16 protein-coding genes are annotated in these 15,804 nt (G+C 31.8%); 5 read left to right on the top strand and 11 right to left on the bottom strand.

The genetic code is table 11. From position 1 onward, the window contains the following. Window positions 1-4: 4 nt before the first annotated feature. From ACTTA8_RS01255 to ACTTA8_RS01225, 7 genes are read right to left on the bottom strand one after another with little or no spacing between them, the layout of a single operon-like run. Window positions 5-379: a cytidyltransferase gene (locus tag ACTTA8_RS01255; RefSeq protein WP_440653899.1), complete on the bottom strand. Its 375-nt coding sequence runs from the start codon at window positions 377-379 to the stop codon at window positions 5-7. Continuing rightward, window positions 376-786, bottom strand: a complete 411-nt coding sequence (locus ACTTA8_RS01250; RefSeq protein ID WP_075506149.1) for an AAA family ATPase — start codon at window positions 784-786, stop codon at window positions 376-378. Before ACTTA8_RS01250 ends, ACTTA8_RS01255 begins: the two co-directional genes overlap by 4 nt. After that, window positions 786-2,021, bottom strand: a complete 1,236-nt coding sequence (locus tag ACTTA8_RS01245) for a M24 family metallopeptidase (protein ID WP_440653898.1) — start codon at window positions 2,019-2,021, stop codon at window positions 786-788. The genes ACTTA8_RS01250 and ACTTA8_RS01245 overlap by 1 nt, the downstream gene beginning before the upstream one ends. Continuing rightward, window positions 2,018-2,653, bottom strand: coding sequence for a class I SAM-dependent DNA methyltransferase (locus ACTTA8_RS01240; RefSeq protein WP_440653897.1), 636 nt, complete (start codon window positions 2,651-2,653; stop codon window positions 2,018-2,020). Before ACTTA8_RS01240 ends, ACTTA8_RS01245 begins: the two co-directional genes overlap by 4 nt. Continuing rightward, entirely contained in the window at window positions 2,653-5,058 is a 2,406-nt protein-coding gene (locus ACTTA8_RS01235) for a GcvT family protein (RefSeq protein ID WP_440653895.1), read from the bottom strand. The genes ACTTA8_RS01240 and ACTTA8_RS01235 overlap by 1 nt, the downstream gene beginning before the upstream one ends. Next, window positions 5,058-6,098 (bottom strand): homocysteine S-methyltransferase family protein, encoded by a 1,041-nt coding sequence (locus ACTTA8_RS01230; protein WP_440653894.1) that lies wholly within the window; start codon window positions 6,096-6,098, stop codon window positions 5,058-5,060. The genes ACTTA8_RS01235 and ACTTA8_RS01230 overlap by 1 nt, the downstream gene beginning before the upstream one ends. A gap of 11 nt (window positions 6,099-6,109) precedes the next feature. Next, a complete protein-coding gene (locus ACTTA8_RS01225) occupies window positions 6,110-7,297 on the bottom strand; it encodes an aromatic ring-hydroxylating oxygenase subunit alpha (RefSeq protein ID WP_440653893.1) in 1,188 nt (395 codons plus the stop codon). 273 nt (window positions 7,298-7,570) lie between these two features. Between ACTTA8_RS01225 and ACTTA8_RS01220 the strand changes: the two genes are divergently transcribed. The 5 genes from ACTTA8_RS01220 to ACTTA8_RS01200 all read left to right on the top strand — a co-directional run bounded on the left by ACTTA8_RS01220 (window position 7,571) and on the right by ACTTA8_RS01200 (window position 12,358). Further along, window positions 7,571-8,581, top strand: a complete 1,011-nt coding sequence (locus tag ACTTA8_RS01220; RefSeq protein ID WP_440653891.1) for a glycine betaine ABC transporter substrate-binding protein — start codon at window positions 7,571-7,573, stop codon at window positions 8,579-8,581. Window positions 8,582-8,634: 53 nt separating this feature from the next. Beyond that, window positions 8,635-9,522 carry an ABC transporter permease gene (locus tag ACTTA8_RS01215; protein WP_440614127.1) on the top strand — a complete coding sequence of 296 codons (888 nt, stop codon included), beginning with the start codon at window positions 8,635-8,637 and terminating at the stop codon, window positions 9,520-9,522. A 60-nt stretch (window positions 9,523-9,582) separates the two neighbouring features. After that, window positions 9,583-10,311: a methylenetetrahydrofolate reductase gene (locus ACTTA8_RS01210; RefSeq protein ID WP_440653890.1), complete on the top strand. Its 729-nt coding sequence runs from the start codon at window positions 9,583-9,585 to the stop codon at window positions 10,309-10,311. Then, a complete protein-coding gene (locus tag ACTTA8_RS01205) occupies window positions 10,304-11,662 on the top strand; it encodes an aminomethyl transferase family protein (protein ID WP_440634385.1) in 1,359 nt (452 codons plus the stop codon). Before ACTTA8_RS01210 ends, ACTTA8_RS01205 begins: the two co-directional genes overlap by 8 nt. A gap of 150 nt (window positions 11,663-11,812) precedes the next feature. Continuing rightward, window positions 11,813-12,358: a hypothetical protein gene (locus ACTTA8_RS01200; protein ID WP_440653889.1), complete on the top strand. Its 546-nt coding sequence runs from the start codon at window positions 11,813-11,815 to the stop codon at window positions 12,356-12,358. Here ACTTA8_RS01200 and ACTTA8_RS01195 read toward each other — a convergent pair. From ACTTA8_RS01195 to ACTTA8_RS01180, 4 genes are read right to left on the bottom strand one after another with little or no spacing between them, the layout of a single operon-like run. After that, a complete protein-coding gene (locus tag ACTTA8_RS01195; protein ID WP_262590424.1) occupies window positions 12,355-12,522 on the bottom strand; it encodes a hypothetical protein in 168 nt (55 codons plus the stop codon). The genes ACTTA8_RS01200 and ACTTA8_RS01195 overlap by 4 nt on opposite strands. Further along, window positions 12,515-13,126, bottom strand: coding sequence for a DUF3726 domain-containing protein (locus ACTTA8_RS01190; protein WP_440652254.1), 612 nt, complete (start codon window positions 13,124-13,126; stop codon window positions 12,515-12,517). Before ACTTA8_RS01190 ends, ACTTA8_RS01195 begins: the two co-directional genes overlap by 8 nt. Before the next feature lies 1 nt (window position 13,127). After that, entirely contained in the window at window positions 13,128-14,789 is a 1,662-nt protein-coding gene (locus tag ACTTA8_RS01185) for a hypothetical protein (RefSeq protein WP_440653887.1), read from the bottom strand. Between the two features lie 3 nt (window positions 14,790-14,792). After that, entirely contained in the window at window positions 14,793-15,758 is a 966-nt protein-coding gene (locus ACTTA8_RS01180; RefSeq protein WP_440653886.1) for a membrane dipeptidase, read from the bottom strand. Window positions 15,759-15,804 lie beyond the last annotated feature (46 nt).

Genomic DNA, 15,804 nt, shown 5'->3' with positions numbered 1-15,804 from the left:
AAGGTTATTTTAATTTACCTTCTTCTCTCATTTGAGCTCTAATTTTAGTAGCTGAAATTTTTTGAGTTTCTTCATCTAAAACTATTTCCTCAATTTTATATCCAACACCTCTTCCGTAACAAATATTTGTAATATTAGGAACCAACATAATTTTAAATTGACCTTCAAACTCAGGATTTAATCTTTCTTCAATATTTTTTTTTACAGTTTCAAAATCAAACGGATTGTCATCAACACCTTGTACATCTCTTATTTGAATACAAACTTGTTCTGTTTTTTTAATTATTTCTTTAAACAGTTTATAGTGCCCATCATGAAAGGGTTGCCATCTTCCTAACATTTGCGCTGTAGGTTTTTTATTATCCCATTGATATGTCATTTTTTAATCTCCTCAATTATTAACGGTGCCCATTTCTTAGCATCCTGAGTTGTTACATGGTAGTCAAAGTTTTTTGGATTAACAAACATTTGGTTAGTATCTTCAAATCTACCTTTTTTTATTGTATCTACCCAAATTCTAAAATCTGCTGGAAACAAGCTTCTTGCCTCTGGTGTTGGAGCAACAAAGTCTGCAATTACATAATGACCCTCGGCTTTTAATTTTAGAGCAAATTCAGCCATTCTTTTAGCTTGTCTTACTCTACCTTCCTCTGAAAAATCCCAATCATCAGCTGCTTTTCTAACTTCATCAGCATTTAATCTTTTTGCATTTAAATGAGGCGCCATTTCATCTGCTAAAGTTGTTTTACCTGCACCAGGTAATCCCATTACTAAAATTATTTTCATTAAATATCTTCTAACGGATGATGGGACATTAATTCAAGTCCATTTTCACCAATTAAGTATTGTTGCTCAAGCTTGACACCTTCTTTACCACCTACTTTACCTATATAGCTTTCAACTGTTATAGTCATATTTTTTTGAAACATTCCACTTCGTTCACCACCATCTGTTGGATATCTAATTGCAGGCCACTCATCGCAAAGACCTATTCCATGTACCATTACAGAGTATCTATTTGGGTAGTAATCTTCAGGTAAAACCCATGATTTATCTGTGAATTCTTTAAAAGATAAACCATCTTTAATTAGTCTTGAATTGTAATCTATTTGTTCAACAGCCATTGAATATAATTTTTTTTGTTCCTCATTAAATTTATTACTAACTACAAATGCTCTAGAAATATCTGCACAGTATCCATAAGGTCCTACCATGTCTGTGTCAAAAGCAACTAGTTCACCATCTTGAATGACTTTGTTTCCACATTCTTGCATCCAAGGATTTGTTCTTTCTCCTGACGCTAACAATCTACACTCAATCCATTCACCATAATTTTCTATATTTGTTTGATGAAGAATTGACCATAACTCATTTTCTGTCATTCCTGGTTTTAATTGTTCTCTCATTTTAACAATGCCTATTTCAGCAACATCTATTGCTGATCTCATACATTTAATTTCTTCAGATGATTTAATTACTCTTGCTTGTTCTAAAATTAATTTAGCATCAACCACTTGAATTTGTTCTTTATTTAACGCTGAAACCGCGGGACCATTTAAAACATCAATAGCAATTTTTTTAGATTTAAAATATGAATTTGATAAATCTTTAACTTCATTAACCCATTTTTTTAATTGTACTTCAGATTGATCTCCGTTACTAAAATAATCCCAAGTTATTGCTAGTCTCAATTCATCTATGAGATGAAGATGTTCAGATAACTTTTCGCAATTAAAATATTCATAAAGAATTACAGGGCCATTAACTGGAACAAAGCAGTATCGAGTTAAATTATGCATATTATAAACACTCATGTTTACTGTGTCTAATGCATAACGAACATTTACTGGATCAAATAAAAAGCATGCTTCTAAATTATTTTTTTCTAACTCTTTCCTGACTCTATCTAAACGATATGATCTTAGTTTATCAAAATCTATTTCGTCTTCTCTTAATCTTTTTTTGGTAATAAAATTCTGTTTTGGTTTAAATTCTGGAGCTATTTTTCTACTAAATCTCATTTTGTAACTTTATAAATTCCTAACCATGCATTTACATTTTTACTAGCAATGTAATCTGATTTGAAGAAATCTTTTTCTTCCCACAATTTGTTCTGTTTAAATTGATCTATTTTAGTATCAAAACTATATTTCTTAAAAATACCCTCATTTATAGTGAAACCTATATAACCACCTGACTTAGTGATTCTTAAAAACTCATCTAAAGCATTATTTTTGACATGACCAAATGTGAAGGTTCCAACGCATAACACACTATCATAAGTATTATCTGCTTCAGGAATTTCTTTATTTAAATCTAATTTACTTAATTTTTTGTAAAGATTTTTTGGAACTGAATTTAAAAGATCTTGCGATAAATCTATTCCATGAAAATTATTAAACCCAAATTTCTCTAATTCTTGCGCAACTAGCCCTGTACCACAACCTGCATCGAGTATTAATGCATCTTTATTTTGCTGATGTTTTTTAAATGCTGCAACTGTTTCTTTTGGACCTGTATAGTTCCAATCAATCATATCTTTATTATATTTGTTATTTTCAGCCCAATCTGCGTAATAACTCATCACGTCTTCTGTTTTGTCTAATTTATAAATGTTTAAATTTTTAGATACGTCTTTATCCTGATCAGACATTAACTTCTCATTTTTTGACCACTTGGATCATAAAGTGGTTCTTTAATAATTGAGCAATTAAATAAATCTCCATTTATCTCTACTTGAACTTTATTTTCGGATTTAATTTTATCCTGATCAACAAAAGTAAAAGCAACACTCTTATTTACAAAATGAGCAAAACCACCTGAAGTAACATAACCTATACTTTGATCTCCATTCATAACAGCTTCATTATTTGTTACATCAATATCATTGGTTTCAACAATTAAAGGTGTAAGTTTATGTGAGGAGTTTTCCTTTAGTGCACTCTCTTTACCTATAAATTCTTTATCCCAATTGATAAAAGCATCTAATCCTGTTTCTTTAGCAGTAAAATCTGGTCTATAATCTAATGTCCATGCTCCCCAATTTTTCTCAAGCCTCATAGACATTAATGCTCTTCCACCAAAGGATTTAATATTAAATTCTTTTCCAGCTTCCATTAGTTCTTCGTATAATTTTAATTGATAATGAGGTGCTACATATATTTCGTAACCAAGCTCTCCAGTAAATGAAATTCTATTTACTAATGCAGGAACTCCTCCAACAAACATTCTTCTTGAGTCTCTAAATTTAAATTTTTCATTTGAAACATCGTCTCTTACAATTTTTTCTAAAACCTTTCTTGAATTAGGTCCTGCAATAGATAAACCATGATACTCATCAGATCTATTAGAATAACTTAAATTAAATCTATCTAAATGACTCTCAAACCAACGTCTATGCATTTCTTGAGCAGCACCAGATCCAAATACCATGAATTCATTTTCATCCAAACAAGCTACAGTTAAATCTCCACACAATTTTCCTCTATAAGATAACATTGGTGATAAAGATATTCTTCCAGGTTTAGGAAGTCTTCCAGCCATAATATGATCTAAAAATTTTCTAGCATCTGGTCCTTTGAATTCATGTTTCGAAAAATTTGCAACTTCTATCAAGCCAACATTCTCTCTTACATTAATAACTTCCTTTGAAACATAATCATGCGATCTTGATCTTTTTATCGTTGGTTCTTCGTGAGCATCTTCTTTATTATTTGCAAACCACAAAACATTTTCTAAACCAAAACTATCTCCCATCACAGCTCCTTGATTAACAAAACGATCATAAAGTGCTGTTGTTTTTTGTTTTCTTCCTTTTGGTAAAGTTTCATTAGGAAATGTCATGATAAATCTTCTTTCATAATTTTCTGAAGATTTTATTGTTCCATATTGAGGAGATGCATAATCTCCAAATCTTGCAACATCCATTGCCCAAACATCAATAGAAGGTTCACCATCAATAATCCATTCAGCAATACATTTTCCAACACCACCCCCTTGGCAAAATCCAGCCATCACACCAACTGCAACCCAATAATTTTTCATTCCAGGCACTGGACCAATCAATGGACTTCCATCTGGACCAAAAGTAAATGGTCCATTAACTATATTTTTTATTCCTGCTCGCTCTAATGCTGGCATTCTCTCAAACCCAATTGCTAATCGATCTTCAATATTATCTAATTTCGGTTCCAATAATTCATGACCAAAATTCATTGGTGTCCCTTGTACTTTCCAGGGAGTAGATTTTGGTTCATAAGTTCCAAGCAACATTCCTTTTCCTTCTTGTCTAAAATAAATATTTCCCTCAAAATCTGTTCCGATAGGCAATCTTTGGTCACCCATTGCTTCAATTTCTGGAATAGGTTCTGTAATCAAATAATGATGCTCCATTGGTTGAACTGGAAGATTTAATCCTGCTAATTGGCCAACTTCTCTTGCCCACAAACCACCCGCATTAATTACTATTTCAGCATTAATGTTTCCTTTTTCAGTAAAGACATCCCAGGTTCCATCTTCTTTTTGTTTCGTGTCTTTAACAACTGTATGAGTGTAATATTTTCCACCATGAACTTTTGCAGCTTTTGCAAAAGCATAAGTAACACCTGATGGATCAACTTCACCATCAATAGGATCCCATAAAGCTAGAAGATATCTTGAAGGATCAATTAAAGGATGTTTCTTTTTTACTTCTTCTAAAGAAATAAATTCTTGGTCTAGTCCCATGTATCTTGCTTTTGATCTTTCTCTCTTTAAATAATCAGCCCACACTTCATTTGAAGCTAAATAAAAACCTCCACTAGGTTTAAATCCTGTTGAATGACCAGACTCTTTTTCAATCTCTTTATATAAACCAATTGTGTAAGCCATCATCCGAGAGATGTTTGGGTCAGAAGAAATTACATGAACATTTCCGGCAGCATGCCATGAAGAACCTGAAGTTAGTTCATTTCTTTCAAGTAAAATACAATCTTTTAATCCAAATTTTGATAAATGGTAAAGAATAGAACATCCAACTACGCCACCACCTATGATTACAACTTTGGCATGTTTTTCCATTAATATTTAATTTCCTTATTTACTTTTTTTAAAGATTTATCAGTACCATGATGAAAATGTTTACTCATATCTGGCATGTATTTCATTGAAATTGGTTTTTTACCAATTGCAACAGACATTTCTCTAACATGATGAGCTTCGGCACCACAACAAATCCCAATAAAATTTATTTTATTTTCAACACACTCTTTTGCAAATTCTGCCATTTCAAATCTGTTACAAAATAAATTATCTAAAGCTACGGGAAATGCATTCCCACCAGGAATACAATCACAACCATGATCGGTAATATTTAAAAAACCAGGTTCTTTCTCAGTAGTTCTGTATGGAACTGGAAGCCCTGATACGTGACAAGAAACTTTGTCTCTAACTTTTTTTAAAAGTTTCATTGTCATCTCTGGTCCTCTATAACAATTTAGACCAACTACATCGGCGCCTAGATCTTCCATCATCTTACATGCATCTTCAGCACTATGTCCTTCTCTCGTTTTATCGCCTCTAGGAATTGCAAAATTACAAACTGCAATCAGCCCAGCGTCTTTGATTGCTTTTAATGCAATTTTCATTTCATCAGTCCAACTAATTGTTTCGGCAATAACAAAATCAACTCCAGCCTCTTTTGCCCAAGCAACTTGTTCTTCATACATTTGTTGACATTGTTTGTGGGTATTAGGATCACCAGGATCAAATACGTTTGTGTTTGCAACATCTCCACAAACCATCAAATCTAAATCTTTAAATTCAGCTGCAGCGTCTTTTGCAATTTTAAGAGCGCCTTTTTGCATTGTTTCTAACAAATGTTCTTTACCAATTATTCTTAGTTTTTCTCTATGACCATAATAAGTAAATGCCTGAACTACATCTGAACCAGCTCTGATAAACTCTCTGTGTAATTGATTTACTACTTCAGGATGCTCCAACACAACCTCAGGAACAAATGGACCTGCTGAAAGATAACCTCTTCTTTCCATTGCAAAAAGGTATCCTTCTGCACACATGATAGGACCCTCATTTAACCTTGTAATTAAATCTTTTTTCATAATTTATCCTTTCATTTTGTTAAATTTGCTGCAACCCATTTGTGAAACATCAAAGTAGGCGTATCCATTACAGGCGAAAAATTTCCACCATTGTAAGCCGGTGAACTTCGCCCTTTTTGCATTCCTTCTATTGCAGTAACATCTTCGTTCATAACTTCTCGCCAAAATGCAAAATTTTTTTCTCTTATCCCTTTAAACTCGTCGCTCGAAGCACTTTCGTCTCCAATATAATATAATTCAAAATGCTCTTTTGTCTGATTATTTGAAATTGGTTCTAACCAAAACGCATAAAAATGGTCAATATGAATTCCTAGCATTACATTTGGATATAATGATACATATTCTGACTTTTCAGAAAGTTCTGCCGGCCAATTTGGAAAACATTTAAATTTTATATTTCCATCAAACTGTTGTGAATATTTATCACTTCCTTGTCCAGAAAAATTAAAATTTTCATCTTCAATATGATAATGATCTGCAATATTTGAAACTCTATTTAATTCTGGATGTATCCATGGCAAATGATAGCTTTCACAATAATTCTCAATAGCAAATTTCCAATTACTTTTTACTTTCATATTAAAGTAACCATTGTCAGAAGCATGTCTTATTAATTGCTGATCTTTTTTAGAAATAAATTTAGACCATCTATCTTCTAAAGGTTTAATAAATTCTTCAAATGGTTTTGCATTAGAATTAATATTTATGAAGATTAAATCCATCCAAACTTTTGATTTTATTTCTTTTAGGTTGCTATTATTTTTATCAAATCCTCCTACATCATGTTTTCCTAACCCACCTATATGAGGAGTAACAGTTAATTTGCCATTAAAATCATATGACCAGGAATGATAAGGACATCTTATTACATTTTTTAATTTACATTCTTGGTCAACTAATTTGAAACCTCTGTGACTACAAACATTGTGAAAAACTTTTATTTCATTCTCTTTGTTTCTGACTATCAATATTGGAATATCTAAAAGATTAAAAGGCTTTGCGTCACCAGGATTTGGAACAGAGCTTGCAACACCAACCATAGTCCAATTATTTTTAAATACTTTTTCTTTTTCAAATTCTAAATAATCATGACTCAAATAACACTCATTAGGTAACCCATGAGCTTTCTCTATAGGATTTTTAACAACTTCTATTTTTTTAGGATCTAAGATGTCTGATAATTTTTTATTTAAATTCATAAACCTCCTTTAATTAATTAATTAAAAAATTAATTTAGGGTTTAAAAATTACGACTCTCTAATAATGATTTGCTGAAAAACTGTTTTGCAATTTAAAATATAAACAAACTCTTTGAAAAAAAAATTTGCAGAAAATTTCATGTTAAAACCATAACTAAATTTATTGCATAGTTAAAGACAATTTGACTTCAACTCATAATTGAATTTAATTTGCAATATTTCTCTCAATATGTTCAACTTGATTTTTAAATGAATCAAATATTGGGAGATATAATGAAAATTAAAAGAATACTTCTTTCCCTAGTCGTTGTTTTTGGTCTTACTTCTTTTGGAAGTGTAGCTAATGCTGCTTGTGGAAATATAACTATCGCTAATATGAACTGGGCCTCAGCAAACTTTATGGCTGAAGTTGATAAAATTATATTAGAAGAAGGTTATGGATGTTCTGTAGAATTGGTGCCAGGTGCAACAATGCCTACTTTTACGTCTATGCAAGAAAAAGGTGAGCCAGATGTTGCTCCAGAATTTTGGGCTAACGCTGCAATAGTTGCTTTGAACAAAGCTGTTGATGAAGGCAAAATGCATTCAATCAACAAAGCTCCAATCACTGGTTTAGGTGAAGGTTGGTGGGTATTACCTGCTACTCTAGAAAAGCATCCTGAGCTAACAACTGCCGCTGCAATTTTAGAAAGACCTGATCTATTCCCTCATCCAGAAGATCCTTCAAAAGGTGGTTTCCACATTTGCCCTCCTGGATGGAACTGTGAATTAAGTAACAGAAATCATTTTAGAGCTTGGGGCATGGAAGAAAAAGGTTGGGCAATTGTTGAAACTGGTTCTGCTGCAGGACTTGATGGTTCAATTGCTAAAGCTGCTGAAAGAGGAGAAAATTGGTTTGGTTACTATTGGTCACCAACAGCTTTAATCGGAAAATATGATATGAGAGCTGTAGACATGGGTGAATGGGGTGGTAAAGATAACTGGGACAACTGTATAGTTTTACCAGAGCAAGAATGTGCTGACCCTAAAAAAACTTCATGGGTTAAATCAGAAGTTTTCACTATTGTAACAGATAACTTCAAAAACACAGCTGGAAGTTCTGGTATGGATTATTTCAAAAAAAGAACTTATCCTGGTCCAGTGATGAACGGTATGTTGGTTTGGATGGGTGAAAACCAAGCAGAAGGTGCTGACGCTGCAATTGAATTCCTAAAAACACAAGAGAGTGTTTGGTCTAAGTGGGTTTCAAGTGACGCCGCTGCAAAAATTAAAAAAGCACTTTAATAAATAAAATTATCGAACCCGTTTAAAAACGGGTTCGATTTTAAAAAAAATTTATGGATTTCTTTACTAAAATTCCAGTAATGGATAGGACAGCCTTAAGAGAGTTAAAAAAAGGTATTGATTTTAGCTTTAAAGAATTTTCACGAGCGTATGGAGATGGGATTGAAGGTTTTTTTGATCCCCTATTATATTTTTTAATTTGGCTAGAAAAACTTTTAGTAAATAGCCCTTGGCCAATCGTTATTGCAGTCTTTGCAATATTAGCATGGATAGGTTCAAGAAGTATAAAATTAACTATTGGAACGATTGTTTGCTTTTTGATAATTGGTTATTTTGGTATGTGGAAAAACTGTATGGCTACAGTTGCCATCATATCAGTTTCGACGTTAGTTTGTATTGTAGTTGGAATCCCAATTGGAATTTTAATGTCTAAATCTTCAAGAGCAGAAAAAGCAATTTTACCCATATTAGATATGATGCAAACTATTCCAAGTTTTGTTTATTTAATTCCTATAATCATGCTACTTGGTATAGGAAAAGTTCCAGGGCTTTTAGCTGTTTGTATTTATGCTTTACCTCCAATTGTAAGACTGACCAATCTGGGAATTAGAGAGGTAGATAAAGAAACTCTTGAAGCAAGTGAGGCATTTGGAGCAACTCCAATGCAGAAACTTAAATCTGTTCAAATTCCATTGTCACTTCCAACAATTTTTGCTGGGATTAACCAAACGATCATGATGGCTTTAGCAATGGTTGTTATTGCATCTATGATAGGTGTAAAAGGCCTTGGAGTGCCTATTTTACAAGCAATTTCTAACCAATATTTGGCATTAGGAATGATGAATGGTTTAGCTATCGTTGCCTTAGCAATTATCTTCGACAGGGTCACTCAGCAGTACGGACAAAGAATTCAAAAGCACAGAGGTCAGCTTAAAAAGTAGACCAATTGTCATAATCGAATTTTCTAGACTCATATTTCAAAATCAATAAAGATCCGAAATATGAATTTTTCTTTGGAGATTGGTCCTAAAACAGATCTTGAAACTGTGCCTCCATTAAGTGATGTCTATATCACGATGCTTCCAGGAGGAGATTATAAAGAAACGGCAGACAAAGCAGTAGAGCTTGTAAAAAAAGGATTTAATCCAGTTCCACATTTTCCAGCAAGATCTATGGTAGATGAAAATGAGCTTAAGGATTATGTTACAAGATGCAAAGATGGAGGAGTGAAGCAAGCACTAATTATTGGAGGAGGAAGAGAGCCTCTTGGAAAATTTGATAGTTCATTTCAACTTTTAGAAACAGGTTATTTTGAAAAAATGAAAATAGGAATAGCTGGACATCCTGAAGGGAGTCCTGATATATCCGACACAGATTTAGAAAAAGCAATGATAGATAAAAAGCCTTACGCTGATTATATAGTAACTCAATGGTTATTAGATCCTCAGCCTATTATTGATTTTATTTCTAAACAAAGCGTACCAGTGCATGTTGGAATCACTGGGCCCTTAAAAATATCTAGCTTAATTAAATTTGCTAATATTGTTGGGGCAAAAAATTCCTTAAACTTTCTTAAATCTAATTTTAGTAAGGCGTTAGATTTATTGAAACCTAAAGACCCTAATGATTTAATTGGGAAAGTTAAATCGCACACTGATAACTTCCACATTTATACATTCGGCGGCTTGAAGGAAACTAACAAGTGGTTGAGGGAGAATAGTTATGTCTAATGAATTTGACTATACTAAATTAAAACATGTTACTTCTGTTGATCAATCAGACAGAGAAGTACCATATAACTTAAGACAAAGTGGGCCAACAAAAGTTGAAATGTTAATTTCAACAAGGGTAAGAAAATCACCTTATTGGCATTTATCAATGCAGGCAGGTTGTTGGAGAGCAACTGTATACAATCGTATTTATCACCCAAGAGGTTATGTAAAACCTGAAGATGGTGGAGCTATGGTTGAATACGATGCTATCGTAAACCATGTAACAATGTGGAACGTTGCTGTTGAAAGACAAATAAGAGTTAAAGGTCCAGATGCAGAAAAATTTACTGATTATGTGATCACTAGAGATGCAACTAAAATTTCACCAATGAGAGCAAGATATGTAATCCTATGCAATGCATATGGTGGGGTTTTGAATGATCCAATTCTTTTAAGAATTTCTGAAGATGAATTTTGGTTTTCATTATCAGACTCTGATATTGGTTTATATCTTCAAGGTGTAAACGCAGATGGAAGATTTGATTGTAAAATTGAAGAAATTGATGTGAGCCCAGTTCAAATTCAAGGTCCTAAATCAAAAGCATTAATGAAAGATTTATGTGGAGATCAAGTAGATTTCGATAATATGCCTTTCTACGGATTAGCTGAAGCAAAAGTTGGTGGAAGAGATGTTGTGATTTCACAATCTGGTTTCTCAGGAGAAGCTGGTTATGAAATTTATCTAAGAAACTCTACTTTATATGCTGAGGATATGTGGAATGCTGTACTTGAAGCTGGAAAAAAACACAGCTTAATGGTTATTGCTCCTGCTCACCACAGAAGAATTCAAGCAGGAATTCTTTCATGGGGACAAGACATGGATCAACAACACAATCCGTTCCAATGTAATTTAGGTTATCAAGTTTCTTTGTCTGGAAAAGGAGAATGGAACAAAACCGCTGATTATGTTGGTAAGGCTGCACTAGAAAAAATGAAAGAGGAATTAAAAGCAGGTAAAAAACCATACAAACTCCAACTAGTTGGTATGGAATTAGGTGGTAAACCTATTGATAATTATGCACCTGACTTTTGGTTAGTTTCTCCTGAAAGTGGTGGAGATCCGGTAGGATTTTTAACGTCACCATGGTGGCATCCTGAAAAGAAAACAAACATTGCAATGGGATATGTTCCGTTCGATGGAACATTAAATGCAAATGGTTTTCCAAAAGGAAAAGTGGGAACTAAATATAAAGTTCATCTACCTGCAGAATATTCAGAAACTCCAGGAACACCTGTTGATGCTGTAGTAGTGGATATTCCATTCAAAGAGTCTTTCAACGCAAACACAAGAGAAGTTGTAAAAGGCTAAATTTATTTAGGGGGAGTTATTTAAACTCCCCCAAATTTCAATGACAAAAGGGTTTTTAATAGCAATTTGCATTATTATTGCGATTGCTTTAATAGTATTTCCATTAATTGTTTCATATAAAGCTCAAAAAAATAAAAGAGATAAAAATTAATGTTTGGTGAATTTTTAAATATAATTTTCAAATCAATAAAATTAGATAAAACACTTTATTCTGATAACAGAAATTTTGGTGAAGCTTCCATATATTTTGCGGGATTGATAATGATTTTAGATGGAGTTGCTGGTGCAGTAGCAGCTAACACTGTCATTAAAACAGCAATAGGAATGTCTGGTCTAACAGCAATAGTTACTTGGTTAATATGGGCGATCTTTATTTTTGTGATAGGTGTTAAACTTTTTCCAGATAAACAAACCAAAGTATCATTTAAAAAAGTTTTAACTGCAGTTGGTTTTGCTCATGCTCCTGGTTTACTAAGATTTTTTGCAGTAACTCCAGATTTAATGATACCTATAATTTTTCTTACTCAATTTTGGATTTTTGCAGGTTTAATCATTTCAACAAAAGAAATTTTAAATTTAAAATCTAATTTTAAATCTTTTGGTATAATCTTATTATCTTTTTTGATAATAGCTTTTCTTTCAATTACATTCGTAATGAGTAGAATGAACATGCTTCCAACTAATCAGATTAGCTAGATTGGGAAAATAGTTTTAGAAACTCTACACGATTTACAAATTTTAAAGCCAGTTAAAATTAAATTTTGAGATACACTCTCATCCTCTTCTTTACACTCATCACAAATATTATTTAAATCTTCACTGTTATCTTGATCCTTAATTTCATCAAAATTATCAGTCATTATCTGTTAGGCCTGCACCTGCCCCACCTTGTTTTAAACTCTCAGACTCTTCAACAAAAGTATCTTCAGATAATTTGTACAAATTCTTCCACTCTTCCTCCAAAAAGTTATCAATATTTTCTAGAAAACTGACCTCTAAATGATTTGCAATAGACGGAAATTCGTTATTAGGAATATTAGAATAAATATTTAAATTTAGATTTAAAATAATTTCTTTTTTATCTAGATTTATATGAATTTTTTTACCAATAATTTCTGATGCTCTGCTTACAAAAGCTAAAAATATTGAAGGGTAAGCAACATTATTTAGTTCAATTTTTTTTAAGAATTCCAAAGATTTTGATTGGTCTAAAAAACTAATTCCAAGAATAATTGGACAATAAGGTTTTACTGAAGTTTGATTTTTTTCTAATATTAGATTTAAATTTTGAAAACTATTTTCTTTTCTTTCAGAAAAATATTTATTTATATGCTTTACACCTGGAAGACCAAAGGACTCTAATAGTCTTACGCACTTTGCTGTTTCTTCAGCAACTCCCCATGAATATCCGCTAGCTTTAGTTGCTCTTTTAACAGTGGTTTCGATTTCACTTAATGATTTCATATTAAATTTTAGTTTTATAAACCCACTGCTCATCATAATTTTTTAATTCATGAGGTAATGGTGCTCCTTGAAACATACAAATTCTTAACCACTTGTCAGATCTTGGGTCAAATTTTAACGCCCCAAAGAAAGATAGCTTCAATCTCAACATATCAATAGGCATTATGTTTTTACCAATTGTATTATCTTGAATTTCTGAATAAGGAAATTTTTCAACTATAAAAACCCTTCTAATAACATGTCTTAAATCAGAGTTTTTTATTAAAAAGTCAGATACGGTTTGACTATTTTTAGAAACCAATAATATTTCGTAAAGTTTTTTTATGTCTCTGGCTATGGCTAAAGGTTGCTCTAATTCTGAGCCGTGTTCTTCAAATCTATCAGCTAATCTTGGCTCTTCTTTATTTTTTGAGATAAACCAAAAATTTTGATTATTTTCTTTTTTTTCAAAATTTATTTCTAAAATATTTTGATATTTTTTCTCAATTATATTTCTTAAATCTTCAACAGTCCTATGAGTTGGTATATTAAAAAATTTTTCTTCATCAGAGCTCATTTCTTTTACTAAAGGTTCAGTTATTTCACTATATGGTTCCATCATAATGGATACTATGTATTCAATACATTCTTCACATGTTTCTTTCTCAAGCCACTTATAAATACTGTTGAAAGGATATTCTCCTGTAAAATCAAAATCATTCTCAATGAATTTCAAAAATTTTTGAACATCTTTTAGTAGATTATTAATTTTATTTTTTTGATATTCACTATCAGTGTTCCAACTTGTAATGTTTGTTAGTGATTTTTTTACACAATCAATAAAAAGTTCACCATCCTTTTTATTTACATTTTGAATTTCTCTAATTTTTTTTAAAGCTATTTCTCTACTTAAAATCCAGTTATTTAAAAGTGTTGGATGATTAACAATAAAAGGTGCCATTCCTAATCCAGTAGAATTTCCAATACCTAGATTTTTAGAGATTTGCTCGTCTAGTTTGACTGCTTTTTTTGGGTTCTTGTGATAAGCAACATGATTTACTTGGTCGAAAGTGAACTGTCTTACAAGATAAACCAGCATCATTTCTAATCTAAATGGTCCATTAATTTCCTCACGATTTTTTATTCTAAACCTATCTGCTAAACCAAATTTACCAGATCCATAAACAGCAGTAGTTCTGTATAAATAACCCACTTTTGATAATAAATTTAAATCTGGTTGTAATCCTTGACTTAAACTCTCTGTTACATGGTTAAATAAACGTACAGATTTATTCGCTCTTGATAATGTAAGTTCTTTATAAGAAAGTCTTCCTACTTCTTGTTTGGGAACTTCATTTTTTAATCTTTCAATATCTTTTTTACCTGGTACTCCATCATGAAGAGTAAAAGCCGCATCCCATTTAGTAGCTATAACTCTGTCTGATCTTTCCTCATCTTTAATATGATTTGCAAAACAAACTAAAGAATAAACTCTTCTGTCTTTTTTAAATGAATATACTGCCTCACCATAACCATTTTCATCTAAATTAAACAAATCTTGTTTATATTCCCAGTCTTTAAATTCATTCAAAAAACTTCTTAAAAAAGATAATTTAGATTGATGAAAAGATCCCAAACGAGATAATTTCATAATAGTATTTGGATCTCTTAGTTCTACTTGCATAACTTAAATTGATTTATAAAAATTGTACCAATTATTTCCTAGTATCCCATGTGTCTCATCATCTGAAAATCCAATCTTTTTGAGACCTTTTTCTATATTTGCAAATCCTCTTGTGTCTTCAAACCAATTAGGTTGTTTTGGAAAGCCTGGTTTATTTTTGGATCCTTCTCCGTAATTTTTAGTTTTGGTCCAAGTACCATTTCTCATCCACTCAACTATGCTGTCAGGTTGATCAAGACAAAGATCAGACCCTATACCAATTTTACTTGCTCCCATAATTTCTACTGTCTTTGCTACCATTTCACAAAAACTATCAAGAGTACAATTAGTATTTTCTTTCAAGTGATGTGGATATAAAGATAAACCTAACATTCCTCCACTATCACTTAGCATCTTAAGTAAATCTGAAGACTTGTTTCTTTTTGCAGCATGCCAAAAAGAAGGGTTTGCATGTGTAATCGCAATTGGTTTTTCACTTATTTCAATTGCATCCATTGTACTTTTTTCTGCAGAATGAGACATATCAACAACGATGCCTACTCTATTCATTTCTTTTATTGCTTCTCTTCCAAAATTAGTTACTCCGCTATCAATTTTTTCATAGCAACCGGTAGCAAGAAGAGATTGATTGTTGTAAGTTAGTTGCATAAATCTACATCCAAGTTCATGAACTTTTTCAACTAAACCTATGTCATCCTCAATTGGTGAACAATTTTGAAAACCAAAAAATATTGCAGTTTTGTTTTCAAGCTTTGCTTTTTCAATATCTTTAAAATCTTTGCCTAGAAATATAAGATCAGAATTTGCTTCAAAAATTTTTTCCCACTTATTTAATTCTATTAGTAGTTCATCATAATCTTCATGATAAACTATGGTTACATGAACTGCATCTAAACCTGCAGCTCTGTTTGTTTCAAAAATTTTTCTAGACCAATTGCAATATTGCAAATTATCGATTTTAAAATTCATAACGAAATAAGATTAATCAATCTAAATTGAAATACTATTAATTTTA

Source organism: Candidatus Pelagibacter sp. HIMB1506 (assembly GCF_052047935.1).
In the GTDB taxonomy this organism is placed as follows: Bacteria; Pseudomonadota; Alphaproteobacteria; order Pelagibacterales; family Pelagibacteraceae; genus Pelagibacter.
This window is presented reverse-complemented; position numbering and strand designations above follow the sequence as displayed.